Annotated in this window: 21 protein-coding genes; 13 read left to right on the top strand and 8 right to left on the bottom strand. The window is 52.3% G+C overall.

What is annotated here, in order from left to right; translation table 11 throughout:
• The first annotated feature begins 237 nt into the window (after nt 1–237).
• Nucleotides 238–1056: an AraC family transcriptional regulator gene (locus tag HFD97_RS08380; RefSeq protein ID WP_167431774.1), complete on the top strand. Its 819-nt coding sequence runs from the start codon at nt 238–240 to the stop codon at nt 1054–1056.
• Here HFD97_RS08380 and HFD97_RS08375 read toward each other — a convergent pair.
• Complete coding sequence (locus HFD97_RS08375; RefSeq protein WP_167431773.1) at nt 1027–1665, bottom strand: LysE family transporter; 639 nt, start codon at nt 1663–1665, stop codon at nt 1027–1029. The genes HFD97_RS08380 and HFD97_RS08375 overlap by 30 nt on opposite strands.
• Before the next feature lie 343 nt (nt 1666–2008).
• Here HFD97_RS08375 and HFD97_RS08370 point away from each other — a divergent pair, with 343 nt between their 5' ends.
• The gene (locus tag HFD97_RS08370) at nt 2009–3028 is read left to right on the top strand and encodes an alpha/beta hydrolase (protein ID WP_167431772.1); all 1020 of its coding nucleotides are present in this window, start codon (nt 2009–2011) and stop codon (nt 3026–3028) included.
• A gap of 330 nt (nt 3029–3358) precedes the next feature.
• On the opposite strand, the gene HFD97_RS08365 is transcribed toward HFD97_RS08370, so the two are convergent.
• The gene (locus HFD97_RS08365) at nt 3359–4339 is read right to left on the bottom strand and encodes a LysR family transcriptional regulator (RefSeq protein WP_167431771.1); all 981 of its coding nucleotides are present in this window, start codon (nt 4337–4339) and stop codon (nt 3359–3361) included.
• An 84-nt stretch (nt 4340–4423) separates the two neighbouring features.
• Between HFD97_RS08365 and HFD97_RS08360 the strand changes: the two genes are divergently transcribed.
• Together HFD97_RS08360 and HFD97_RS08355 are read left to right on the top strand one after the other, a co-directional pair.
• Complete coding sequence (locus tag HFD97_RS08360; RefSeq protein ID WP_167431770.1) at nt 4424–4915, top strand: GNAT family N-acetyltransferase; 492 nt, start codon at nt 4424–4426, stop codon at nt 4913–4915.
• Between the two features lie 340 nt (nt 4916–5255).
• Nucleotides 5256–5519 (top strand): hypothetical protein, encoded by a 264-nt coding sequence (locus tag HFD97_RS08355; protein ID WP_167431769.1) that lies wholly within the window; start codon nt 5256–5258, stop codon nt 5517–5519.
• Nucleotides 5520–5700: 181 nt separating this feature from the next.
• Here HFD97_RS08355 and HFD97_RS08350 read toward each other — a convergent pair whose 3' ends face one another.
• A complete protein-coding gene (locus HFD97_RS08350; RefSeq protein ID WP_167431768.1) occupies nt 5701–6951 on the bottom strand; it encodes an MFS transporter in 1251 nt (416 codons plus the stop codon).
• A gap of 316 nt (nt 6952–7267) precedes the next feature.
• On the opposite strand from HFD97_RS08350, the gene HFD97_RS08345 reads away from it, so the two are divergent.
• The 5 genes from HFD97_RS08345 (at nt 7268) to HFD97_RS08325 (ending at nt 16415) form a co-directional block, all read left to right on the top strand.
• Nucleotides 7268–7693, top strand: a complete 426-nt coding sequence (locus HFD97_RS08345; RefSeq protein WP_140029303.1) for a VOC family protein — start codon at nt 7268–7270, stop codon at nt 7691–7693.
• 498 nt (nt 7694–8191) lie between these two features.
• Nucleotides 8192–12223 (top strand): Ig-like domain-containing protein, encoded by a 4032-nt coding sequence (locus HFD97_RS08340; protein ID WP_167431767.1) that lies wholly within the window; start codon nt 8192–8194, stop codon nt 12221–12223.
• Nucleotides 12224–12627: 404 nt separating this feature from the next.
• Entirely contained in the window at nt 12628–13332 is a 705-nt protein-coding gene (locus HFD97_RS08335; RefSeq protein ID WP_009092780.1) for a gluconate 2-dehydrogenase subunit 3 family protein, read from the top strand.
• A complete protein-coding gene (locus tag HFD97_RS08330; RefSeq protein WP_167431766.1) occupies nt 13329–15104 on the top strand; it encodes a GMC family oxidoreductase in 1776 nt (591 codons plus the stop codon). Before HFD97_RS08335 ends, HFD97_RS08330 begins: the two co-directional genes overlap by 4 nt.
• A gap of 12 nt (nt 15105–15116) precedes the next feature.
• Complete coding sequence (locus HFD97_RS08325; RefSeq protein ID WP_167431765.1) at nt 15117–16415, top strand: cytochrome c; 1299 nt, start codon at nt 15117–15119, stop codon at nt 16413–16415.
• A 133-nt stretch (nt 16416–16548) separates the two neighbouring features.
• On the opposite strand, the gene HFD97_RS08320 is transcribed toward HFD97_RS08325, so the two are convergent.
• Genes HFD97_RS08320 through HFD97_RS08305 form a run of 4 tightly spaced genes read right to left on the bottom strand, consistent with a single transcriptional unit; the run spans nt 16549 to nt 19998 of the window.
• Nucleotides 16549–17409 (bottom strand): metal ABC transporter permease, encoded by an 861-nt coding sequence (locus HFD97_RS08320; RefSeq protein WP_167431764.1) that lies wholly within the window; start codon nt 17407–17409, stop codon nt 16549–16551.
• On the bottom strand, nt 17409–18269 hold the full coding sequence (gene sitC / locus HFD97_RS08315) for an iron/manganese ABC transporter permease subunit SitC (protein WP_046102811.1): 861 nt from the start codon (nt 18267–18269) through the stop codon (nt 17409–17411). The genes HFD97_RS08320 and sitC overlap by 1 nt, the downstream gene beginning before the upstream one ends.
• Nucleotides 18270–18271: 2 nt before the next feature.
• Nucleotides 18272–19087: a manganese/iron ABC transporter ATP-binding protein gene (locus HFD97_RS08310; RefSeq protein ID WP_167431763.1), complete on the bottom strand. Its 816-nt coding sequence runs from the start codon at nt 19085–19087 to the stop codon at nt 18272–18274.
• The gene (locus tag HFD97_RS08305; RefSeq protein ID WP_167431762.1) at nt 19084–19998 is read right to left on the bottom strand and encodes a metal ABC transporter substrate-binding protein; all 915 of its coding nucleotides are present in this window, start codon (nt 19996–19998) and stop codon (nt 19084–19086) included. Before HFD97_RS08305 ends, HFD97_RS08310 begins: the two co-directional genes overlap by 4 nt.
• 458 nt (nt 19999–20456) lie before the next feature.
• Here HFD97_RS08305 and HFD97_RS08300 point away from each other — a divergent pair, with 458 nt between their 5' ends.
• The 4 genes from HFD97_RS08300 (at nt 20457) to HFD97_RS08285 (ending at nt 22130) form a co-directional block, all read left to right on the top strand.
• On the top strand, nt 20457–20750 hold the full coding sequence (locus HFD97_RS08300; RefSeq protein ID WP_009092773.1) for a hypothetical protein: 294 nt from the start codon (nt 20457–20459) through the stop codon (nt 20748–20750).
• A gap of 244 nt (nt 20751–20994) precedes the next feature.
• Nucleotides 20995–21240 carry a regulatory protein YcgZ gene (gene ycgZ / locus HFD97_RS08295; RefSeq protein ID WP_150029233.1) on the top strand — a complete coding sequence of 82 codons (246 nt, stop codon included), beginning with the start codon at nt 20995–20997 and terminating at the stop codon, nt 21238–21240.
• 176 nt (nt 21241–21416) lie between these two features.
• Nucleotides 21417–21713: a hypothetical protein gene (locus tag HFD97_RS08290; protein WP_167431761.1), complete on the top strand. Its 297-nt coding sequence runs from the start codon at nt 21417–21419 to the stop codon at nt 21711–21713.
• Between the two features lie 162 nt (nt 21714–21875).
• Nucleotides 21876–22130, top strand: coding sequence for a biofilm/acid-resistance regulator YmgB/AriR (locus tag HFD97_RS08285; protein ID WP_009092770.1), 255 nt, complete (start codon nt 21876–21878; stop codon nt 22128–22130).
• A gap of 429 nt (nt 22131–22559) precedes the next feature.
• On the opposite strand, the gene HFD97_RS08280 is transcribed toward HFD97_RS08285, so the two are convergent.
• On the bottom strand, nt 22560–22754 hold the full coding sequence (locus HFD97_RS08280; RefSeq protein WP_009092769.1) for a hypothetical protein: 195 nt from the start codon (nt 22752–22754) through the stop codon (nt 22560–22562).
• Nucleotides 22755–22982: the final 228 nt, after the last annotated feature.

Below are 22982 nucleotides of genomic sequence, written 5' to 3'. Positions count from 1 at the left end.
GCCTTTCAAAAGAAGTCACAGGAACACGCTATGCGTATGAGTCAGTCGGATAGTTACTGCTGCAATGTTGTATGCCCGACACTTCCGATAATGAAAACCGTCCAGAGCTGACAATCTCCTGACACCAGCGGACCGTGCCTGAAGGAAATGTTTTACTGGCATTACACCCGTTGATAAGGCACTCAGTAAATGGTTTTATCAATAACTATTCATGATTGTTGAATAAGGCCAGAAGCATTGTCATTAGAATCCGCAGAGTGGTTTAGCCGGAATGGCATAGAGTGTTCACGTGTCAGAGCCCGTAACGCTGGCTTTCCGAAACATCTCCACGATGAATATGTCATCAGTGCAAACCTGACGGGGGTAGAGGAAATCTGGCTGGCGGGAAAAACCGCTTATGTCAAAAGTGGGCAGGTTACCTTATACAATCCGGGAACGATTCAGGCTTCACGTTTTGATACTCACGCAGTTGAATTTGTCAGCGTACACATACCTCAGGCTGTGATAAAAAAGCTGGCTGAGGAGGAGAATCTCAATAGCGCTCACGAAGCCCCGGTTCTGCGCGAAGGCATAATCAATAACACCCGCCTGTTTGACGCGCTGACCCGTTTTGCATCATCGGCCCGGCTTGATCGGGGCATGGATGAGGAGCAGGAACTGATTTTACTTTGTGGTGAACTGCTTGAGTCGCCAGCTCTGCTTCAGCAGGGGGATGAGCAGAAAATCAACCTTGTTATTGACTGCCTGCGGGAGCACCTTAGCGTAAGACCGCAGCTGGAGATGCTCGCTCAGCTGGCAGGGATGAGTAAATATCATCTTGTTCGCGTCTTCACCCGGCACACTGGTATGCCGCCTCTGCAATATCACATGCAGCTTCGTCTGCACCATGCCCGCGACCTGCTTCGCAGAAATGTGCATCCGCTTGATGCAGCTCTCATGCTGGGATTTTACGATCAGAGTCATTTCATTAATGCATTTCGCAAAGTGATGGGAATTACCCCCCATCACTATGCTTCGCAGGTCAGATCAGGCCACTATAAATTCCCGGTACCCTGAGACAATCACGTAAAGCGCAAAATAGCTGAATATGATCGCCGAGGCGATAAAGGAATATTTAAGCAGGCGTTGACCCAGCAGTTTGCCGCCAAAACTTCCAACCAGGCACAGGACACACGTCCAGAACATGCCCGCAATGAAAAATCCACCCAGAAACCTGGAGGTAGCGGCAACATTGTGCGGACCCATCCGGGAGATCAGCGCACCGCCCACGGTCGCAAACCAGAGAATGGCCGAGGGAGAGGACATGGCGAGCACTACACCACGCCCGAATTCACGTATGAGCGGACGGGAGTGATGCGTTTCGCTCACGTCAGGCTCCGAAGCGTTTCTGAAAGCAGCTATCAGCATTTTGCCTGCGAACCAGAGAAGCATCGCGCCACCCCCGATCCACAGTATCCAGCGAACGACTTCATACTGAAGCAGTACGGCCATGCCCGCCAGCGCCAGTAGTGCATATGCCAGATCACCCACACACGTCCCCATTCCCAGCCAGAAACCATGAAAATATCCGCGTTGCATGGCAAGGGTGATCATCGCAATATTGGCAATCCCGATATCAAGACACAATGAAAGGCTCAGTAAGAAGCCATTCGAAAACTCGATCATAATGTAAAGCCTCTAATCGTCTTAACATCCTCGTTTACCCGACCAGTTAAGCAGCCGATCGGTAATTCGTATTGGAAGAAATTGCGCGAAGAGGCAGATCGAAGGACACATCGTATCCTTCATCAACGACTTAGCTGAGCCGTAATGTTTAATCGGTTCGCACGTCTGGTCGCCCCCTCTCCTGTCTTGTCCGGACGGGAATCAGTCCGAAGTGTTCCTTCTGTCTCGATAACATCGCCATTTACATCGCTCGCTATTTAATAGTTTACAACAAGGCCATTTGATGTCAGTGTAATCAAACTAAATAGCACACTACTTAATAACAAGCATAAGGAAAGCCGTCATGAAAATGAAAATTACCGCAGGTGCTTTATTGTTAGCCAGTCAGATGACGTCAGCCTGGGCAGATTCTGCTGAAAACGTGCCGCAACCTACCGCTGGCGTGGCGACGTTTCTAAACGCGCTGAACAGCAGTGGCGGAAAGCCCATGGAGAACTTATCCCCTGAAGAGGCCCGCGCAGTACTGACCGGAGCGCAGAAAGGTGCCCCACTGCCGCCCGCCCGGAGCGCTGAAAAAACCATCACGGTAATGGGTAAACCGCTGACGCTGACGGTAGTGAAACCTGCCAGTGCCTCTGGCAAGTTACCGGTGTTCATGTTTTTCCACGGCGGTGGCTGGGTACTGGGTGACTTTCCTACACACGAGCGTCTGGTTCGCGATCTCGTTAATGAGTCCGGTGCTGCCGCGGTATTTGTGAACTACACACCTTCACCTGAAGCCCGTTATCCGGTTGCGATTACCCAGGCTTACGAGGCAACAAAATGGGTGGCCGAACATGGCAGTGAAATTGGCGTGGACGGTAAGCGTCTGGCACTGGTGGGGAACAGCGTGGGCGGAAATATGGTTGCTGCCGTCGCGTTACAGGCTAAACAACATAAATCACCGGCAATTCGCTATGACGTGATGCTGTGGCCTGTTACCGATGCTCATTTTGATGATGCCTCTTACCAGCAATTTGCCAACGGCTATTTTCTGACGCGAAACATGATGAAGTGGTTCTGGGACAACTACACCACCTCAGAAAAGGAGAGGAGTAACATTCTGGCCTCGCCGCTGCGCGCAACTAAAGCCGAGCTGGCGGGTTTACCGCCAACGCTGATTCAGACTGCCGAGCTGGATGTACTGCGTGATGAAGGGGAAGCATTTGGCCGAAAACTGGATGCTGCTGGTGTGCCGGTAACCGTTACGCGCTACAACGGCATGATCCATGACTTTGGTTTGCTGAATGCCCTGAGTAAAGAGCCAACGGTGCGAACGGCGATTAGCCAGGCGTCAGCAGAGCTGAAGGAACATCTTAAGTAAATGCCGTGATTCATGCGTTGTAAAAGGGCGAATCAGCCGGCCAGCGCCGGCTGACTTCTCAGGCTTCAATGCAGTCAGGCATCAGCGACTTATGACTCGTCTCTGTGCAACCTGAATAAGCGGCATACAATGATCGAATTGATTCCTGAGAACCCGAAAAGGCTCTTCATTATAAGATTTTACAGATAGCAAAAAAGCCAGGTGCAGTCGTTGTCGATGATGATAAACGCAAATATTTATTACCGGGTGAGCTAAAAAATCCACTCTGGGCTTATTTATCCGCCAGTACCAGAAAAATTCCATTAGGCGAAAGTTTAATTTCGAAATTATTCAATTTTTCTTAGCCTGAACCAGAGGCAGCGATTCATTCAGCTGCTGTCTGGCTAAATCGTTCATCACTTCGTAAATGACATCTTTCATCCAGTGATGGCCGGGAGTGACACTGCGGCCATGATGAAAATAGGCGTTCAGTCTGTAAGGGGACACAGAAAACGGTACAGGAAAGCAGTTAAAGGACTGCGAACAGAAAAGAGTTTTTATCGCTCTCTCAGGCAAGGTAGTGATCAGTCCTGAGTGTGTAACGATTGCCGGTGCTGACAAAAGACTGGGTAATTCAACCACTATGCGTCGCTTTATGTTCATTTTTGCCAGTTCCTGATCGATAACTCCGCGAACTTCATTCCACGGATTAACAACAATATGCCCTTCCGCCAGAAAATGGTCGAGTGTCAGCCTGCTCTTTATGCGCGGGTGTTTACTATTCACCGCAACGACATAATCATCCGTGAAGCCTTCAATTACGCCAGTCTGGCTGTGATGACGCATACCAGGAGCCTGAAATCCGATAGCGAAATCAACTTTACCGGCAAGAAGTTCGTTCAGAGAATCATGGTGTGTTGAATAAAAAGTTTTAACCGAGACATTTGGCGCTTTCTTCTGCAGGAGAGTAATAAGCGCAGGGAAAAAAACGGCCGCAGTATAGTCTGTGACGGCAAAACGGAATGTCTGGTTACTGGTTTCAGGCTTGAACACGTCTGCAGTTCTGAGGCTGTCTGACATAGCGTTAAGTGCGGCAGATAAACCTGATGCAATGGCCTGAGCCCGCGCAGTAGGCTGCATTTCGCTCCCTTGCCTGATAAAGAGCGAATCATTCAGAGCAATTCTAAGTCTGGATAGTGCATGGCTCAGCGCAGATGGGCTCAGTGCCAGTTCTCCCGCGGCCAGGGTTATCCTGCGATGGCGATAAATGGAGTCAAAAACCAGCAGCAGGTTCATATCGATAGACCTCAATTCCTGATGCATAGTGTTCATTTTCATCCTGAGGATAATGCAGTAGGTTCATCATAATATGTGAGTAAAATAACGAGGTCCAGAATAAGCCATTGAGGAAATAAAATGACCAGTCCAGTTTTCCGTGAAGTTGCCATTTCAGATCTGGATGGATGTTATGCCATCGAAAGCGAAGCTTATGAGGGTGACGAAGCTGCTACACGAGAAAAGATTGCCACTCGTATTCAACGCTATCCGGAGGGTTTTTTATGCGCAGAGCTAAATGGAAAGCTTATCGGCTTCATCAACTGTGGGTGTGCCTGGGAGGTTGTCATGTCTGATGAGGAATTCAAGGAGCTGATTGGTCATAATGCCGATGCGCCAAACGTAGTGATCATGTCCGTTGTGGTTGATCCTGTCTGTCAGGGCAGAGGTTATGCCGGTCAGATGATGCGCGAATTTATTAACCTGATGAGGAAAAAAGATAAAAAAACAATTCACCTTATGTGTAAAACGCATCATATTGAATTTTATGCTAAATTTGGCTTCGACTACATTAAGCCTTCTGATTCAGAACATGGCGGCATGGCATGGCATGAAATGTCCATGACGCTGTAAGTCGGGCCTCCAGACAACCTTTTGAAATGCCACTTTCATTCCCACTAAAAAGTCAGCCAGACGTTCATATGTCAGGTATAAATAATTCACCTGCTATATAAACGTCTCTGCCCAGAGAACTAAAGCACATACATGTCAAACCGCTAATATATCTATCCGATATGCGTTTCACCGCAGCTAAAATGGCATCTCCTCTGCAGCCTGCCCGAACTCAAATCCCTGTGCATAACCGCAATAGGGTTCTCAATTTACACCAGGTCTTATCCTTGCTATATCTTATCTCAAATCAGCGGACACCCTGTCCTCTTAGTCAGACCATGCGTTTATAGGGGGTATCGAAATGAATCAGACCCACTCCGTTCCGGAAATTTATAATCCTGATGTGCCGTACCCAGTGAAGTGTGAGATCGTGACCCAGTTGTGCCGGGCACTGGCTGCCCATAAAAACATGACCCCGGACTATCTGAGGAAGTATCTTCTGGATAAGCTTCATGTGGATTTCGAAAATCTGGATGATAATCCGGTAGGAATGCTGCTCTTATACGAGTACCTCTATTCTCAGCGTCCCCCGGCCTGTGCCGAAGTGAAAGGAAACCTCCACTAAGAATAACCTCTGGCGGGGGTATTTATTTACCGCACCACCCCGCCTGCGAACGCCCCTGTCAGCAATAAAAAACCTCACCCGATGCCGAACGTGGCCGGTAATTTCACTCTGATGAGAAGATACTGCCCCACTGCGCTTCTGCATAACCCGGGGCCGCGCGGGCCGCCGACGCCTGTTGAGATCACTCCGTCAGACGCGCCAGCATTTTGCCTCTGTAAGTATAAATAATTGCGCATATCAGCAGGCTAAGCAAAGCCGTGCAGATAAAGACACCCGCGCCAGTCATCGCCAGCATTACCCCACCGATTAACGGCCCGACAGAAATTCCCAGAGACGACAGCATTGAGGCACCCAGATAAGCCCCCCGATGCGCTGCCGGTGCCAGTTGATCAAGCAGGATGTTCAGGTTCGGCATCAGGATCGCTTCTCCGACACTGAACACACAGGTCACTGTCAGCCAGAGCCAGATGTCCGTCGAACGCGTACAAAAAAAGCAGATTTGCGAAAGTGCGAAAATTAAGCCGCCCAGAAGAATGCGTTTTGGCAGGGAAACCGATGCCAGAAACCGCATGATAAACGTCTGAAAGAGCAGCACGGTGCAGGCATTCGTCACCAGTATCAGAGTAACCAGTTTTATGGCGGCGTCCCCATCCAGTAAAAGGAGATACTGGGGCAGGATGGCTTCGTAATGGATGAATACAATACTGCACAAAATGCTGCACAGCAGCGCGGCAATATAGATTTTGTCCCTGGCAATAATACGTACGACCTGATGCAGTTTTAACGAAACCTCACTGCCAGCCTGTGACGCTTTCAGCAATTTGCCCGCGGGCACAAATAGCAGGACGTAAACGAAAAAAGGAATATATGACAAACCCGTAATCAGGAATGTGCCCTTCTGAGAGGTAAGCCCGAACGCAATTCCGGTCAGCGGACCAAATACCGCGGCGACGTTGATAAGGTAGTAGCGCATTTGCAGAGCAAGCGCTCGGCGGCGGCGGTCCACCAGCAAATCACTCATGAGTGCACGCAGAGGAGGGTCAACCCAGGCAAAGGAAATGCCGATGATCATCAGGCCAATGAAAAACAGTCCGATGCCTGCGGCCTGAGCAAGAATGATATAGCCCAGCGCAGAAAAACCACAGCCCATGAGGAGAATGACGCGTCGACCCAGCCTGTCTGAGATCTGCCCGCCATACATACCCAGCACCACTGAAAACAGTGCGCTGCTGGTCATCGCCACGCCAATCGCAATCGGTGACATATGATAATGCTGTGCCATGATCACGGAGATAAAAGGCCAGGCCATGAAATAGCTGAAGCGGATGACCAGCGTAAAAAAGAGCAGCGCATGAACTGTTGCCGGAAAAGATTTCAGCGTCTGGATTAATCCTGCCGCCGTGCCCTCCTCTGCGACGGGTTTAGTTGTCATAAATCTCCTTATTCTGTTTTATGAATGCATCCCGCGCGCAGCAGCGCATAAGTGATTAAATAGTAATAAAATTATTTCACATGTCGTGCAATACAAATGTTAAAGAAAGGTTTTATTCGCCATCTTATAAGGGAAAGACTCTTTATCTGAGAGCAATGTAAGGGAATGCGCAAAGCAGATAACAGAAAGCCGACATTACTGCTGATATCAGGGCAGCCCTCACCCCAAACCGTTAACAGGCATATCAGAGGAGATTATTGGTTGCTACTCTGAAAGGTAAAAGGTCTGCTCACAACCGGTAACAGGAGGCAAGAAAATGCTGGCTTATATCACGACAGGAACCAATAACTTTCAGCGCTCCGTTGACTTTTATAACGCTCTGTTCGACGTCCTGGGCTATGAACGGCAGCCTGCCTGGACAGAAGGCTGGGCAATGTGGGGGAAAGGAAATAATCCGGATGAAGGATTCAGCTTCTGCCTCTGTCCTCCCTTTGACGGTCAGCCCGCAACGGCGGGAAACGGAACAATGTTCGCTTTCAGCGCCGATAACGCCGACATTGTCAGACGGTTTCATGCCGCTGGCCTCCTTGCGGGAGGAAAGAATGAAGGCGAGCCAGGAACACGAACCGCGTACGGACCCGATTTCTATGTTGCCTATCTGCGCGATCCTGACGGACATAAGCTGGCATGCGTTTATCAGCACTATTCTCCTGAAAAAGATAACCCTGCAGCGGAAGAATAGTCACAGGACGGATAAGATTTTATGGTTTTAACGTCCGGGAAATTCAGCCGTGAAATGAAAAGCTTCCGGCTAATTTTTCAAGGAATATTTAAATCACCCTGAAGCATTAACGCAAAACGGGAAAATTCCAGATTTTCCCTAATAGCCACGCATGCAGACGGGGATTAGTTTATCTCTACCCAGCGTCAACCGTTCACGTTTTTAATGACGAGAAGTCGTTAAAGTCTATAAAGCCTAAATGAGCCGACGCCCGACCTCTTGCAATGAGTGGTGCTATTTTATCTTGCCAGCAGATAAATTCTCTCTTCCAAACGGAATAGTTAATCTGGCTCTGATTTTAACCCTTATCCTTGCTGCGGATGATGTCTGATCCGTTGAGTGCCGGGTCCGGCTCTATAACTTTATTGGGCGCTGGCCGTTGCGTGCCTGAAATAAATAAAGTCGCGCTTTATTTTAAAGGCACCGCCTTCTCACAACCTGGTATATACGGAGATTTCCATGGCATTTTCAGGCACGGGCCGCGTCACGGCTGTTTCGCTGACAAACGGTCAGACACTGTCTCAGTTTACTGCAGACAAATTACACGCTGTTCTGAATGAACCCGCGATTATTACGCTTCAGGGCCCGCCGTCTCAGGTTTCCTCTTATCAGAAACAGGGGCAGGACCTCATTCTCAACCTGCAGGAAAACGACTCGCTTCGCTATCAGAACTTCTTCACTGATTTTGCAGGCCAGCAGAGTACGCTGCGTTTTCAGGAGGGAAATTTACTGCATCAGGCGCGATTTGGCCGGGATTTCACAGCCGATACGCAGAGTGTCGCCACGCTTACGCCAGAGTGGCATTCTTCTGACCATGCGAAATCCTTAACGCCCCTCCCGACCCAGCCTGTGGCAGAGCCTGAGCCCGCCTTATCAACGGTGGAAACCACAGAAAGCCTCTACCTGGCTCCGACAGATCCGGCGTTAAACGGTGCAACTGTCACTCCGGGGGTTAGCGGCAGCGAAAAAAACGCCACCTTAACGCTGGCGTCCACTTCTGAAACTTCCACTTTAAGCGCGCCCGCTGCGTCTGACGATGTGAAGGCAACCACTGCCGCTATCCCGTTACCGGCGCTGACACTGGATCCCGTTACCGGCGACAATGCAGTGAGTTACCAGGAGGGGATCTACGGCATTCTCTTCACCGGCACCGCCGCGCACCTTGCCTCCGGCACTCCGATTGAACTGACGCTGGACGGCAGAACCTGGCAGGGCAGTGTCTATCAGGATAAGTGGCAGGTTCAGCTTTCTGACAGCGACGTCAGGACTATCCAGGACGGCAACCACCTTATTAAAGTCAGCGCAACAGACCCGGAGGGTAACAGTACCAGCCTGAGTCAGAATCTGCTGCTGATTACCCACTACAACGGCAGCAATCCAAAAGTCACCGTTAATGACATCACGCTGGCGGATGCGGTACAGCATGACGGAGACACCTGGTATCTCCTTAGCGGCACCCTGGAAACATCGCTGCCGCTCAAAAACTTTGCGGTGCAGGTTGATGATACCTTTCACTGGAATTATGCGGTGATCCAGCCGGATGGGAGCTGGCGGGCGGAAATCAGCGCGTCGGAGCTGTCTCAGGGTGGCAACAGCCTGTTGTTTGGCGTGCTGGATGGTGCGGGAAACTGGTTTGAACAGAGTGGTTATGTCACAGCCGACCTCACCACGCCGGTTGAGGGCGGGGGTGGCGTTCCGCCGATCACCGACGACAATCCAGCGGATGGCGGCAATACTCCACCAGCCGACGGTGGCACGCCGGTTCCGCCCGTGAGTGCCCCGCCATCTTTAACCATTAACAGCTTTACCGGTGACGGCGTATTAAGCGCCGAAGAGAAACTCACATCACAAACGTTCAGCGGCACCACAGAAAATCTTGCCGCAGAGAGCACGCTGACCATTATGCTGAACGGTCAGTCCTATACGACAACCCTGGCAGCGGATGGCAGCTGGAGCGTCATCCTGCCGGCTGCCGATCTGCAGGCGCTGCCGGTCGGTTCTAACCGCATCAGCGTCACCTTTGAAAACAGCGCTGGCGGTACGACTACCGCCAGCAAAGCGATCACCGTCGAGCCGTCAGTTCCGCCGTCTGATGCAACCCCGCCTCAGCCGACCATCGACACGCCGTTTGGCGATGGACTGATGAACGCCAGTGAGCGCTTTGAACCCGTAACGCTGAGCGGCTCTACCGGCGTGACCGGGGCGGGCCAGAAGATCACCCTGGACGTGGATGGGGTTAACTATGCGGGCACCGTGGACAGCCTGGGCAACTGGTCAGTCTCGCTCTCTGCCCTCCAGCTGGCCGACGCAGAGTTAGCAGAGGGGAACCATATCATCACAGTGACCGCCACCGATCGCTGGGGCCAGTCTGGAACCAGTGAGGCAACCTTTATTACCGATACGCAGGATCCGCTTGTCAGGATTGATCCGCTGGCCGGGGATGGAGTGATCGATAGTCAGGAAATCAACCGCGCGCTGGTGATCGCCGGGAGCAGTGAGGCGGGCAGCACGATTGAGGTTACCTTTGGCGCCCTGCACTGGAGTGGCATCGTCGATCAGAACGGTCAATGGCAGTTCCCGGTGCCTGCAGAAACGCTGCAGGGGATGGAGGAAGGCAGTTACTCTGTCGTGGCCAAAGCAACCGATGAAGCGGGTAACAGCCGCTCTGCCTCAGCAGGCGTGCAAATCTATGCGTCTGACGCGTTACCACAGCTGACGCTGGACCCGGTCACCGGCGACAATGCGGTGAGTTATCAGGAGGGGATGTACGGCATTATCTTCTCCGGTACGGCTGCCCATCTCCCCTCCGGTACCCCGGTTGAACTGATTCTGGACGGCAGAACCTGGCAGGGCAGCGTCTATCAGGATAAGTGGCAGGTTCAGCTCTCTGACAGCGACGTCAGGACTATCCAGGACGGGAACTACCTCATTAACGTCAGCGCAACGGATCTGAATGGTAACAGTACCAGCCTCAGCCAGGATCTGCTGCTGATTACGCATTACAACAGCAGCAACCCAAAGGTGACGGTCAACGACATCACTCAGGCAAATCAGACAGAGCATGACGGTGAGACCTGGTACGTCATCAGCGGCACGCTTGAAGCGCCGCTGCCGCTCCAGACCTTTGCGGTACAGGTTGATGATACCTTTCACTGGAATTATGCGGTGATCCAGCCGGATGGCAGCTGGAGGGCAGAAATCAGCGCGTCGGAACTCTCTCAGGGCGGCAACAGCCTGTCGTTTGGCGTGCTGGATGGCGCGGGAAACTGGTTTGAACAGAGTGGCTATGTCACGGTCGACCTGACTTCACCGGTCAGTGACAACAGCGGCGACCCGATGCCGTCCGTGCCCGATAATCCCACCGACGGCGGCAGTACCCCGCCCGTGGTGGATCACCCCGGCGAGCCTGATCCTGTCATTGATACCCCATTTGGTGACGGCTGGCTCAATCGTGCAGAGAAAAAAGAGGGCGCGACGCTGACCGGCACTACTGGCGTAACCGGTAGTGGTCAGACGGTCACCGTGATGACTGGCGGCAAACATCACCTTGCTGAGGTCAGTGACGATGGTCACTGGAACCTGTCCCTGACGCCGGAGACAATGAAAAAAGGGTTCGGTCATGGTCAGCACGACATTGTCGTGACCGCGACTGACGCAACAGGCCACACGGCTACGATAACCACTACCTATCAGGCAGATGCCTGCGCCCCCAGAATCGCTTTTACCCATCTGACAGAAGGAGAGAAAATCGATCTTAATGCTGGCAGCCTGCAGCAGCGGATATCTGGCACAGGTGAAGCGGGCGATATCGTCACAGTCAGTCTGGGTGACCACCAGTGGCAAACCACCGTTACCAGCAAAGGAAAATGGGCCGTTCAGCCTGAGGCGCTGAATACGCATACCGCTGAACCGGGCGAGTATATGCTTACCGCAAGCATTCGCGATGCGGCAGGTAACGTTAATCACGTTTCGCACGTCGTCGAGCTTTATACGTCCGATCCACAGCCAGCACTTGCGCGCGCGATGGATAGCACTTCCTTTCATCACAACAGTGATGGCCCTATCGACACACCAGAGACACAAAGCGGTGAAACGCCCTCGCCTTCTCTGTTAAATCTGCTTACCCATCTGGACAGCGTTGCCGGTCACGACGCCCTGATGCCGAACGGCTCGCACGAGGCGCTGGACTTTGCCTCGCTCGGGCTGTCAGTCAGCAATAGCGGGGTCATCGACCTGAATGCCTTCAGCAGCAACAGTATTACGCCGGAGCAAAAAGAGCGGTTACCGCTGACTGGCGATACCCGTGAGTTGATGACGATAAAAGAGGCAGAGGGCAATGCGGTTACGCTGAGTACCACCGAAGGCGGTGTCTGGAGTGAGGATGGGCAGCGCAACATTGAAGGACATCAATACGATCTTTATCACACCCCCTCTGCCAGCCATGAGGGTTCGCTGGCTGATCTCCTCATCCAGCATAATCTGTACGCTTAACTGATCTGATCCAGCAGGCCAGGGTGGATTTACTGCCCTGGCCTTTTTCTGTCAGGCGGCTGGTGGTGTTGTGAAAAATCACGCCTGCCGTCAAGCCTCCGCAACAAAATGACAACATTAATAACAAAAAAACATCTTTGTTAAACTTGTGTATAACAAAACTCACCTGTTTCACTAGGCGAAACGGTGTTTTACTGGATAAAATCAATGGAAACAGCAGGGATTCATTTTTATGTCCGCCAGGAAGGCCCAGACACAATCTGAAGTTGATGATTGCACAACAAAAATTACGCAACGTTATTAATTATGTCCTTTTTCAGATAAGGGCGAGCAAAGGAAACGGGTACAGAAAGGAATATCTCTGTGCTCAGGAAGAATCGGTATAAATTTTAAAAGAGCGCCAGATGAAGTCATCCAGACGATCATTTCTTCGGAAAACATTTTCACTCATTCCCATTGCCGCGGTCGCGGGAACAACAGCAGTCAGCGCGGTCGCATCGGCCAAAGAAAAAGGGGAAACGTTTCATTACGTCCCGGTATTTTTTAATAACGACGAGTGGCGGTTCATTTTAGCGGCTACCGACCTGCTGATCCCTGAGGATGAGTTCGGCCCCGGCGCGGTAAGTGAAGGTGTCCCGGTCTACATCGACAGACAGATGGAACTCCCCTACGGTCATGGCTACCTCTGGTATATGAGCCCCCCTTTTCAGGAGTCGATTCCGGAAATGGGCTACCAGACTAATCTGGTGCCGCGCGATATTTACCGCAGAGGGATCGCCAGCCTGAATAAATATTGCCGCGATAATCTCCAGCATAATTTTGCCGATTTAGCCAGAGACAAACAGGAAGCCATTTTACATGACCTGGATGCCGGCAAATTAAGTCTCGACGCTCTCTCCGGAAAACTCTTTTTCTCTCAGTTATTACAAAACACCAAAGAGGGCTATTTAGCCGATCCCGTACATGGCGGTAATCAGACCATGGCATCCTGGAAACTGATCGGTTTTCCGGGCGCACGCGCGGATTTTATTCAGGTGATGGAGAATCCGGACAAACCTTATCCTTTAGGTCCGGTCAGTATTTCTGGTAAGTATGGTGCATTAAAATGACGATTAAAAAAGAACCGGTTGATGTAGTCATTGTTGGCTTTGGCTGGGCGGGCTCGCTGATGGCGATGGAACTGGCATCAACGGGATTGAAGATTGTCGCGCTTGAACGGGGTGAGCAACGGGACACTTATCCTGATTTCGCCTATCCGCGCATCGTTGATGAATTAACCTACGGCGTAAGACTTAAACTCTTTCAGAACATCTCAAAAGAGAGTGTCACGGTCAGGCATACCACTAAAGATACGGCTCTGCCCTATCGCCGTATGGGCTCTTTCCTGCCGGGCGATGGTGTCGGCGGAGCGGGCGTTCACTGGAATGGATTATTGTGGCGTCCTCTGGAAGCCGATCTCAGACTGAAAACGGTCGTCACTGAGAAATATGGTGCCAGCTTTATTCCGGGGGATATGACCCTTCAGGATTACCCTTTCACCTACAGTGAAATGGAACCCTATTTCGATAAGTTTGAGCGGATCTGCGGGGCTTCAGGCCAGGCCGGAAATCTTAATGGAGAGCGCATTGACGGCGGTAACCCGTTCGAAGCGCAGCGTGCGAATCCTTTCCCGACTAAACCGCTGCTTTATCAGTACTCCGCCATGCTGTTTGAAAAAACTGCGAAAGAGATGGGATATAACCCCTTCCCCGGCCCGGCGGCGATATGCACCGAAGCCTACACCAACCCCTATGGTGTCGCACTCGGCGTCTGCAACTATTGCGGTTTTTGTGAAAAATTTGGCTGCTACAACTATTCAAAAGCGTCACCGCAAACCACGATTATTCCGGCGCTCAGGCAGTACGACAACTTTGAGCTGCGCTGTAAATCACACGTGTTACGCGTCAACAAAGACAGTTCGGGCAAACTGGCCACCGGCGTCACCTATATCGATGAAAATGGCCGTGAAGTCGAGCAGCCCGCGTCCGTGGTCATTCTCAGTGCCTTCCAGCTCCATAACGTCCGGCTGCTTTTGCTCTCTAAGATTGGCCAACCCTACAATCCGGAAACCGGCGAAGGCGTGGTTGGAAAGAATTATGCCTATCAGATGCTGGGTGGCGCCAAACTCTTCTTCAATGAAAAGACGTGGTTTAACCACTTTGCCGCTACCGGTGCCTCAGGGGCCTATATAGACAATTACAACAGTGAAAACTTCGATCACGCCGGAGTGGGCTTTATCGGCGGCAGCACCGTCTCTGCCCACGTAACCGGTGGCCGCCCGATTGAACAGACGGTCACGCCGAAGAGCGCGCCCAAATGGGGAACGGGCTGGAAAAAAGCCATCCGTGACAGCTATCTACATAACATGAGCATTGGCGTCAGCTCCTCCGTCATGCCCTATAAACAGTGCTACCTCGACCTCGATCCGACCTACAAAGATGGTTACGGACTGCCGCTGTTAAGGATGACCTTTGACTGGCAGCAGAATGAACTCAGGATGACCCAGTTCATGGCGGGCAAAACGGAAAATATCGTCAAAGCGATCGGACCTGACGCTTACGATATGGGGTTCAAGTCCCTCTCTGCACACTACGACGTTCGCCCTTATCAATCCACTCACACCACCGGCGGCGCCATCATGGGAGACAGCCCGGCGACCAGCGTGGTGAATAAATATCTTCAGTGCTGGGACGTTTCCAACGTTTTCGTGGCAGGCGCAAGCTGCTTCCCGCAAAACCATGCCTATAACCCAACCGGAATCGTCGGCGCGACCACGCTCTTTTCAGCGAACGCCATAAAAACGATCTACCTGAAGAACCCCGGCCCGATGGTTCAGGCTTAAAGGAATAAGACGATGAAGATAACCTGTTTAAAGTTACTGCCCTTATTAACTTTATTGTTTAGCTTCGCCTCTGCTGCGGAAGAGACTGCGCCGGATAACATCAGCAAGGGGAAATATATTGCTACAGCGGGCGACTGCGTTGCCTGTCACTCCATTGCGGGCAGGGCGAGCTTTACCGGGGGGCTGAAGATGTCGACGCCAATTGGCGCGATCTACTCAACCAATATCACCCCCGATAAAGAGACCGGCATCGGTGACTATTCCTACGACGATTTTGCCAAAGCCTTACGCGAGGGCATTGCGAAAGATGGACGTCATCTTTATCCGGCGATGCCCTACACCGCCTATGCCAGAATCAATGATGAGGATATGCATGCGTTATATGACTATATGATGCATGGCGTTCAACCCGTCCACCAGCAGAACATAAAAAGCGACATTCCCTGGCCGCTGAATATGCGCTGGCCTCTGGCCATATGGAACAGCGTTTTTCACGACGATAAGGTTTACGCGCCTGACACCACGAAAAGCGACGCGTGGAACCGGGGTGCCTACCTTGTTCAGGGATTGGGTCACTGTGGCACCTGTCATACCCCGCGCGGCATTGCTTTTCAGGAAAAATCGCTGGATCAGCAGGGAAAAAGTTATCTGACCGGCGGAACACTGGAAGGCTGGCACGCGCCCGACCTGACGGGGAATGTTAAGTCGGGACTGGGCGGCTGGTCGAACGAGGATATCGCGCTATTCCTGAGAACAGGTCGCACCAACACCTCGGCTGCTTTTGGTTCAATGACCGACGTGATTGAGCACAGTACGCAATACTGGAGCCAGTCCGATCTCAATGCGGTTGCAACCTATCTGAAATCAATCGGCTCATCGGCGTCGGAAACGCCTCCTGCACCCCGCAAAGATGCGACAACCGCCGCACTCATCAGGGGCGATGTCAGCATGCCGGGCTCCAGACTCTATATGGATAACTGTTCTGGTTGCCACCGTCTCGATGGCAAGGGGTATGCAAAAACCTTCCCTTCCCTTGCCGGTAACTCTGCGGTCCTGAGTGATGACCCTTCGTCGGTTATCAGCATTGTGCTGCGAGGAGGCAAAATGGCGGTTACAAAGGATGCGGTGACCGGGCTGGCGATGCCAGATTTTGCCTGGCGTCTCAGCGACCAGGAGGTGGCTGACCTGGTGACGTTTGTCCGCAATAGCTGGGGTAATCAGGCTCCTCCAGTGAAAGCGGAACAGGTCGAAAAACTACGTAAAGAGTTGCCCGAACCGACAAAGCCCACTCCTGAAAACCGGAATCAGTAAGCAGCAATAAAAAAACGTCGCGTCCCCTCCGGGCGCGACGTTTTTGTTCACAGGCACCTGCACTGATCTGCTGCCGTCTGCAACCGACAACGCTCCCGAACAGATTCGCGCCCGGATGATGGCCGGTTCGGCTTCAGCCCGTTTCCGCATCGCTGCCGTGATGATGACCTTTAAGACGCTCGCGCTGCCGTGTTTTTCGGCCTGTCACGACCATCGCCACGATAAATACCGCGGCAAACAGCACCACAATGGTCGGCGCGGGCGCGCTGTCGATGAAGAACGAGAGATAAACCCCGCTCAGCGACACCAGCACGGATACCCCGGTTGCCACCAGCAGGGCATGTGAAAAGCGTCGGGTCAGCAGAATCGCGATCGCGCCGGGCGCAATCAATAGCGAGATCGACAGAATAATCCCCACCGCTTTCAGGGTAGCGACGATGGTCAGCGAGACCATACACAGTAAGCCGTAATGCAGCCAGCGCACGGGCAGACCGCTTACCTGTGCCTGCTGCGGGTCGAAGCTGAACAGCATAAAATCACGCCATTTCACCACAATCACCAGCACGATAAGCACGGCGATAATCAGCGTCTGAATGAGGTCCGCTCTGTTAATACCGAGCATGTCCCCGAACAGAATATGGTCGAGATGCACCTCTGGTTTCACCGCGACATAAAGAATCAGCCCCACCGCAAACATGCCTGAGAACACAATCCCCAGCACCGTATCCTGCTTTATACGACTGTTATCCTGCAAATAGCCGCTGGCGACAGCACAGAACAGCCCCGCCACAAACGCGCCTGCCGCCAGCGGTGCCCCCACCATCCAGGCCAGCACAATGCCGGGAAAGACCGCATGACTCATGGCATCGCCCATCAGCGCCCAGCCTTTCAGCACCAGAAACACCGACAGCAACGCACAGGGTATAGACACCACCAGCGCGATGAGCAGCGCATTGTTCATAAATGCGAACTGAAAAGGTTCAGCTATCCACATCAGCCTGCCTCCTTTTTAGCCTGATGCCGGCCACGACGCCGGTTAGCCAGCAGACCATGTCGCGGTGCAAAGATGAATGCCAGCAGAAAGAGCAGCGTCTGGGCGACCACAATAATGCCGCCCGTCGCGCCATCCAGGTAGTAACTCGCCCATGCGCCGAGAAAACTGGTGAGGCTGCCAATCGCCACCGCAATGACCAGCAGTCGCGGGAAGCGGTCGGTCAGCAGCCAGGCCGTTGCCCCCGGCGTCACCACCAGACAGATCACCAGAAACGCGCCGACCGTCTGCAGTGCCGCCACGGTTGAGACCGCCAGCAGGATAAAGAAAAGGATTTTCAGCCGTTCAGGCTGCAGACCAATCGCCCGGGCGTGCTGCTCATCAAAGAAGGTCACCATCAGATCCTTCCATTTAACCAGCAGAACCGCGATCGAGATGCCGCCAATCAGCGCCAGCTGCAGGATATCCGCAGGCGCAATGGCCAGAATATTGCCCAGCACAATGGTCTGAATGTTTACCGCTGTCGGGTTGAGCGACACCATAAACAGGCCAAGACCAAAAAAGGAGGAGAAGATCAGACCGATGATCGCATCCTCCTTCAGGCGGGTGCGCTGATTCAGCAACAGCATGCTGCCCGCCGCCAGGCCACCGGAGAGAAACGCCCCCAGTGCGAAAGGCAGGCCCAGCATATAGGCGCCCGCCACGCCCGGGACGATGGAGTGTGACAGCGCATCACCGATCAGCGACCAGCCTTTCAGCATCAGATAACAGGAGAGAAAAGCGCAGAGTCCCCCGACCATGGCGGAGACCCACATCGCATTGAGCATATAGTGGTAACTGAAGGGCTCCAGCAACAGTTCCATGGTCAGCGCCCCTCCTGGTGTGAACCGCGCGGCGCAATAAAGGGACGCTCATCATCGGTGATGATCTGATCATCCAGCCCTTTCACCATAACGTGACGCAGCACGCCGCTGAATGCGCGTTCAAGGTTAGCAGCCGTGAACGTCGTCTCCGTTGGACCGCTGGCCAGAATGGTGCCTTTTACCATCACGGTGTAGTCGCAGAATGCGGTCACTGACCCCAGATTATGCGTGGAAACCAGCATGGTCTTGCCTTCATCGCGCAGCTCGCCCAGCAGGCTGATGATTCTGGCCTCGGTCTGAACATCCACGCCGGTAAAAGGCTCGTCCAGAAGGATCACACTGCCCTGCTGGGCAATAGCACGCGCCAGAAAGACCCGCTTCTTCTGGCCACCGGAAAGTTCACCAATCTGGCGATGCCGGTATTCGAGCATATCCACCCGCGCCAGCGCCTCCGTCACACTCTGCCGGTCGTGCGCTTTGGGGCGACGCAGCAGGCCCATGTGACCATAACGCCCCATCATCACCACATCCTCTACCAGCACCGGAAAAGACCAGTCCACCTCTTCCGACTGCGGCACATAGGCCACCAGACTCTGACGCAGCGCCTGGCGGGTAGGCATGCCCAGAATCGAGATGCTGCCGCTGGCGAGCCGGACAAATCCCATCAGCGCTTTAAACAGGGTGGATTTCCCCGAGCCATTCACACCCACCAGCGCCGCAATCGATCCACCCGGCACGCTGAAGCTGGCATCCCGCAGCGCGGTATGGCCGTTGCGCCAGGTGACGGTAACATCGGACACCACGATAGTCTCTTTCATTGCGCGGTCTCCCCGGCTTTAAGGCCCTTCACCAGCGTCTCCGTCGTCACGCTGAGCAGATCCAGATAGGTTGGCACCGGACCCTTAGCCTGACTCAGGGAGTCAACGTAAAGCACCCCACCATAATGTGCGCCGGTTTCTCTGGCGACCTGACGGGCAGGCTTGTCGGAGACGGTACTCTCACTGAACACTGCGGGGATGCCCTGCTTCCTGACCTGATCGATCACTTTTCTGACCTGCTGCGGCGTCCCCTGCTGGTCAGAATTGACCGGCCACAGGTAGAGCTCTTTCATCCCCAGATCGCGAGCCAGGTAAGAAAAGGCCCCTTCGCTGGTCACCATCCAGCGTTTGTTCTCCGGGATCCCGGCTATCTGCTGGCGCAGAGGCGCGATCGCAGCACGGATTTTCTGCTTATAGGCGGCGGCATTCTGGCGATAGGTTTCCGCGTTCGCCGGATCATATTTCACCAGCGCATCGCGAATGTTATCGACGTAAATCAGCGCATTGTCCGGTGACATCCAGGCGTGTGGATTCGGTTTACCGTTATAAGGCCCCTCGCCGATCCCGATTGGCGTGATGCCGGCAGAAACAATCACCTCCGGCACCCCCTCCAGGTGCTGATAAAACCGCTCAAACCAGCGCTCCAGATTGAGGCCGTTCGCCATGATGAGCTGTGCGCCCTGCGCGCGTTTTATATCGCCCGGGGTGGGCTGATACTCATGTATTTCAGCCCCCGGTTTAGTGATTGAGGTCACCTCCGCAGCCTCACCCGCCACGTTCTTCGCCATATCCGCGATGACAGTGAACGTCGTCACGATCTTAAATTTTTCTGCAGCATTACTGCTGGTGGCCATCAGTGTGGTCAGCAGCGCACTCAGTAATATCGCGGTGATTTTTTTGAATGGGGCCATACGGCACTCTCCGGAGGTGGTTAAAAACAGAACACAAATAGCCTGAGCTATTTTTTATAGCACAGGCTATACCTGTGCGAAAGCTCACCTGTGTGAAGTTTCTTCAGCGGCGGGTGCCAGATGTGAAGTTATGTAAATACCATGATTAAGATAATGAAAGAGAATGCTTTATTTCTTAACCCCGGGGTCAGTCAGTGAGAACGATGCTGGCAGAAAACAGGCTGTTTATGCCGTTTCGCTTTAAAAGGAGGGCAGGTTAAGCGAATCGGCAAAAATAAGATGATTTGGAAAAGGCGATTCAGCCGGATATCGCCCGTCATGACACGAGCGTCAGAACGCTTTATCCGTTCAGGAAATGGACAATTAATATTATCTTATCGATAGGCTGAATTGATTAAGTTTCTTAATTTTTTTTGCTACAGTTAAAGTTACTTACCGCAATCACCCAGGAGAATATTGTGTATTTTTCCAGCGATGAAAAAGCAAATGTCATCATTGGCGAAGCAGCAATGAACCTGTTTACTGCCGGTCAGGAAGTCAACGTTGAACTGCTGATAAATGAGCTACAGGTCATGGCTAACTCGGAAGTTAATGAGATTCGCCTTGAAAAACTGAAATGTGCGCGTCAGTGGCTGATGGGATTTAAAACCATCGGTTCGCGCGGCAATGCCCCGGCAAACTGGCTTTCCCGATCGTTCGGTAAAGAGTCAGCCATTCCCGCCCCGGCGGATGACATCGTCATTAAACACTGAGCATCGTACTTATCTCCCTGCCGACCTGCTTGTACAGGTCGGAGCGTCAGGGGTGATATCGATACAAAAATCTGGTACAATTTTCACCTCGCCTGACATCCTCGTAACATGCTGTTTTAAAAGCGATAGCATTTTTTGCACAAAAAAATTAACGCTAAAAATTCAAAATCCTGTACAAGTTTTGGAAAGGTGTATAATTTGCATATCCAGAGCGTGGCATTTTTAATCACTCGAGGACATCAACATGCGTCAGAACGGTCAAAGCCCGGAAACGATCAGCGATATTGCCCGTTACTTCAATCAGGCCAGCTCACCTTCCCAACAGGAGACGCTGGGATCGGTTGTCGTTGAAATTCTGCGCGCAGGCCAAACCCTCAGTCGCAAAGCGATCTGTAGCAAGCTTCTGCGTCGCCTCGAGTTCGCCGCCACACCAGAACAAGAGAATCATTTGCATGAATTGATCGCGATGCTTTTTCGCCGCGAAGATTAATGCCCTACCACGGCCCGCAGAGTAACTCAGGACGTCTGCTTTCAGCCCTCGTTCAGGAAGATTCAGTTTAGTTAAGAAGCCCAGCACTGCCTCCCCGTATCAGGTGCCCGCAATCGCACCTCCTGACGGATACGGGCCCGCAGCATGGCCATTGATTCGTAATCAGAGAAGCCAGTATGTACAGAAGTGAAGACGAGAAACTGACAGATGTCATGATCGGCGAAGCCGTTCTGACATTACTCAAGTCAGACAAACCAGTATCCAGCAATGCCCTGATCGCACAGCTTGAAGTGATGGCCGCTGCTGCTCAGAGTGATGCCGCGAAGAGTTCGATTATTCGCAAAGCTATCATTGAAGTCCGTAACGGTATGGTTGCAGCACGCAAACGTGTGAAGGGTGACGTTACCGAACGTGAAAATACTGCACATCGTATGAACAGTGACGGTCCGCCTGACGGCTCCAAAAAACACTGATTGAAAAATGTTGCGTATTTGATGTGCGCGGCTGACTTTAAGCGAAGCGGCAGCCACATTAAAAAAATTTTAGGCCGGCTGGGCAAAACGAAAACAGCGTCTACTCTCGTTTTTGACTTCAACCATTGCGTCTGACTCCTTTTCTTTAGAGAAAGAATAACCATGCAACACTCTTCAACAGATTCATCCATCATTGAATATTTCCGTAGTGAAGGCGATCTGCTTGCTCAGGAAACTGAACTGCTGGGCGCAATCATTCGCGACATTGTGGCTGACCAGGGACGCGTAACCAATAAAGCCATCATCCTCTATCTGATTGCAGAGCTGGAATGCACTTCTGACGTAGTCAGGGGTGATGTGTTGCGTAAGACACTGGAAATTGTGGTAGGCCGCACACCTGACGATGCGGGCATCTGACAGGTGGCCCTGCGCGGCATTGGTAGCGCAGGGTATCTCATTCTCCTATCGCTGATTATTGATTATCCCTGGCTTTTCATTATCACTCCCTTTGACGGCATGTCAGAGCGGATGACTTAATGAAAATACAATTGATATTAATTATCGTATCGCTTTCGCATATTCTGTGAAGCCGGTAAGGCAGAATGAATGATTATGAGCGCTGCAAATATAATGATGCAGAGAACAGGTAGCCTGAAATGCGGCCTCTCTCCGGCAAAAGTTACCGCAGCGTGATAATCAGATTTCTAATAACAGGCGAGAACGGTCAGACTGCCCTTTCAGCTTTAACGCTGAATACTTTGCCGTATATTTTCAGGCCAGGTGAAGGTGGCGGGGTCAGAATAGAAATGAGACTGGAGATGGCACCTCTGACTGGTGCCATCAGCCTTAATGCATTTTGCGGGTGAAGAAGCTGATTGCTTCCAGACACAGTGCTTTCAGCCGGCTGTCACGCGTCTCTTCGCTCAGGCGAAACAGCGCGTCCGTGATGTCGTGAAAATTAACCGGCTCTCCCGCCTTGATTAAATCACTGACTACCGCGCCAACCAGTGCACGGATCTCACTATCGTTGTCGTACTTCACACGACCTCCCAACGGTGTATGAATGTACAGTCTATCATTAGCGAGAAGTAAAAAACAAAAAAGCCGTTACAGCGGAAATATAAGCGAAGCGGCAGAATGTCTATTATTTAGCCAACCCCGGAATCCTCTCGGGCATTATTTCCGGCTAAGATAACAACGGCGTGTTGAATAGCAAAGGCGGCACAAGGGTTATCGCTTTACTTATATTCAGGCGATAAAGCCCCGGCT

The sequence above is a fragment of the Pantoea sp. EKM103V genome (assembly GCF_011800365.1).
Classification (GTDB): domain Bacteria; phylum Pseudomonadota; class Gammaproteobacteria; order Enterobacterales; family Enterobacteriaceae; genus Pantoea; species Pantoea anthophila.
Note: the sequence above shows the minus strand (reverse complement) of the source record. Positions and strands in the feature narration are given on the sequence as shown.

Excerpts from the sequence above, each read along its gene's own strand:
- HFD97_RS08285 (WP_009092770.1), top strand. The coding sequence starts at position 21,876 with ATGCAACACTCTTCAACAGATTCATCCATCATTGAATATTTCCGTAGT.
- HFD97_RS08370 (WP_167431772.1), top strand. The coding sequence starts at position 2,009 with ATGAAAATGAAAATTACCGCAGGTGCTTTATTGTTAGCCAGTCAGATG.
- HFD97_RS08345 (WP_140029303.1), top strand. The coding sequence starts at position 7,268 with ATGCTGGCTTATATCACGACAGGAACCAATAACTTTCAGCGCTCCGTT.
- HFD97_RS08310 (WP_167431763.1), bottom strand. The coding sequence starts at position 19,087 with ATGAAAGAGACTATCGTGGTGTCCGATGTTACCGTCACCTGGCGCAAC.
- sitC (WP_046102811.1), bottom strand. The coding sequence starts at position 18,269 with ATGGAACTGTTGCTGGAGCCCTTCAGTTACCACTATATGCTCAATGCG.
- HFD97_RS08355 (WP_167431769.1), top strand. The coding sequence starts at position 5,256 with ATGAATCAGACCCACTCCGTTCCGGAAATTTATAATCCTGATGTGCCG.
- HFD97_RS08325 (WP_167431765.1), top strand. The coding sequence starts at position 15,117 with ATGAAGATAACCTGTTTAAAGTTACTGCCCTTATTAACTTTATTGTTT.
- HFD97_RS08375 (WP_167431773.1), bottom strand. The coding sequence starts at position 1,665 with ATGATCGAGTTTTCGAATGGCTTCTTACTGAGCCTTTCATTGTGTCTT.
- HFD97_RS08330 (WP_167431766.1), top strand. The coding sequence starts at position 13,329 with ATGACGATTAAAAAAGAACCGGTTGATGTAGTCATTGTTGGCTTTGGC.
- HFD97_RS08305 (WP_167431762.1), bottom strand. The coding sequence starts at position 19,998 with ATGGCCCCATTCAAAAAAATCACCGCGATATTACTGAGTGCGCTGCTG.
- ycgZ (WP_150029233.1), top strand. The coding sequence starts at position 20,995 with ATGCGTCAGAACGGTCAAAGCCCGGAAACGATCAGCGATATTGCCCGT.
- HFD97_RS08320 (WP_167431764.1), bottom strand. The coding sequence starts at position 17,409 with ATGTGGATAGCTGAACCTTTTCAGTTCGCATTTATGAACAATGCGCTG.
- HFD97_RS08365 (WP_167431771.1), bottom strand. The coding sequence starts at position 4,339 with ATGAACACTATGCATCAGGAATTGAGGTCTATCGATATGAACCTGCTG.
- HFD97_RS08360 (WP_167431770.1), top strand. The coding sequence starts at position 4,424 with ATGACCAGTCCAGTTTTCCGTGAAGTTGCCATTTCAGATCTGGATGGA.
- HFD97_RS08335 (WP_009092780.1), top strand. The coding sequence starts at position 12,628 with ATGAAGTCATCCAGACGATCATTTCTTCGGAAAACATTTTCACTCATT.
- HFD97_RS08350 (WP_167431768.1), bottom strand. The coding sequence starts at position 6,951 with ATGACAACTAAACCCGTCGCAGAGGAGGGCACGGCGGCAGGATTAATC.
- HFD97_RS08290 (WP_167431761.1), top strand. The coding sequence starts at position 21,417 with ATGTACAGAAGTGAAGACGAGAAACTGACAGATGTCATGATCGGCGAA.
- HFD97_RS08340 (WP_167431767.1), top strand. The coding sequence starts at position 8,192 with ATGGCATTTTCAGGCACGGGCCGCGTCACGGCTGTTTCGCTGACAAAC.